This is a genomic window from Pseudomonas kermanshahensis, assembly GCF_014269205.2.
GTDB lineage: Bacteria > Pseudomonadota > Gammaproteobacteria > Pseudomonadales > Pseudomonadaceae > Aquipseudomonas > Aquipseudomonas kermanshahensis.
Map to the genome: position 1 here is coordinate 1 of NZ_JABWRY020000007.1, position 1621 is coordinate 1621.

1 protein-coding gene is annotated in these 1621 nt (G+C 59.8%); it reads left to right on the forward strand.

What is annotated here, in order from left to right:
- Positions 1 to 1621, forward strand: a 1621-nt coding sequence (locus tag HU764_RS27460; RefSeq protein WP_338109090.1) for an immunoglobulin-like domain-containing protein, incomplete at both ends; no start/stop codon positions are given.

The window sequence follows — 1621 nt, forward strand, 5'->3', positions numbered from 1 at the left end:
GCAGACCACGATCAATGATTCGGTTGATGTCACTACCGCGACCCTGACTGCCAACCCGTCGGTCACCGAAGGCGGCGTAATCACCTACACCGTGACCCTGAGCAACCCTGCCCAGACGCCGGTAACCGTGACCCTGTCGAACGGCCAGACCATCACCGTCGAAGCCGGCAAGACTCAAGGCAGCGTTGACTTCCAGACCCCGGCCAACGACGTCTACAACAACGGCTCGACCGTCAGCACCTCCATCACCGGTGCCGCTGGCGGTAACTTCGAGCAACTGACGCCGAACCCGACCCCGGCTCAAACCACGATCAATGATTCGGTTGATGTCACTACCGCGACCCTGACTGCCAACCCGTCGGTCACCGAAGGCGGCGTAATCACCTACACCGTGACCCTGAGCAACCCTGCCCAGACGCCGGTGACTGTGACCCTGTCGAACGGCCAGACCATCACCGTCGAAGCGGGCAAAACCCAGGGCAGCGTTGATTTCCAGACCCCGGCCAATGACGTCTACAACAACGGCTCGACCGTAACTGTCACGATCAAGGACGCTACTGGCGGTAACTTCGAGCAACTCACGCCGAACTCAACCCCAGCGTCCACTGTAATCAATGACACTGTCGATACCGTCACCGTAAGCATCGTCAGTAACGGTAATGTCACTGAAGACCAGCAGCCATCCTTCACGATCAAAGTGAGCCAGGCGCTGGACCGTCCGCTGACCGTGACCCTGTCGAATGGCGAAACCGTCACCATCGAGGCCGGCAAGACCGAAGTCGAGTACAAGACCCCGGCTCAGGGCGATGACGTCATCAAGGACGCGGGCTCCGTGACACTGAGCGTCACCGATGCCACTGTTTCGGGTGCAACCTTCGAGCATCTGGCCATCGGTGGTCCCGCTACCGTCGAGATTTCGGACACCATCAGCGAAGTCGTTGCAACCTTGACTGTCGACAAGGCGACTGTGGCGGAAGGCGGCCAGGTGACCTACACCGTCACGCTGACCAACGCGCAGGGGCTTTCGGTCACTCAGCACGGGGCACTGACCTTCACCCTGACCGACGGCACAAAAGTTACGATTCCGGCTGACAGTGCCTCTGGTACCGCGACCATCACGGTTAACGATGACGTGTACGTCGGCGGCCAGGCCGCTATTGCCAACAAGCTTGAGTCGGTTTCGGGGGCAGACAGCTTCGAGAAGCTGGCTCTGGGTGGTGAAACTGTCACCACTTCTGTGACGGACGAACCGGGTTCGGGTACTCCAGGTACCGGTAACCAGGGCGACTTGGTGCAGGTCACCATTACCGCTGACCAGGTTTCGGTTGCTGAGAACGTCAAGCCGACGTTCACCGTCCACATCAACACCGCTCTGACCCACGACCTGGTTGTGACCCTGAGTAACAACGCTCAGGTCACTATCAAAGCGGGTGAAACCAGCGCGCCGTACACCCACGAAGCACAGGGCGACGACGTTTACAAAGACGCTGGCGAAATCTCCCTGGGTATCAAGTCCGCGGTCGATGTTGACGGCCGTGCCTTCGAGAACCTGCAGCTGGGCGACGCGGCATCGGTCAAAGTGACCGATACCACTGACGACGTCATCGCCAAGCTGACCGCC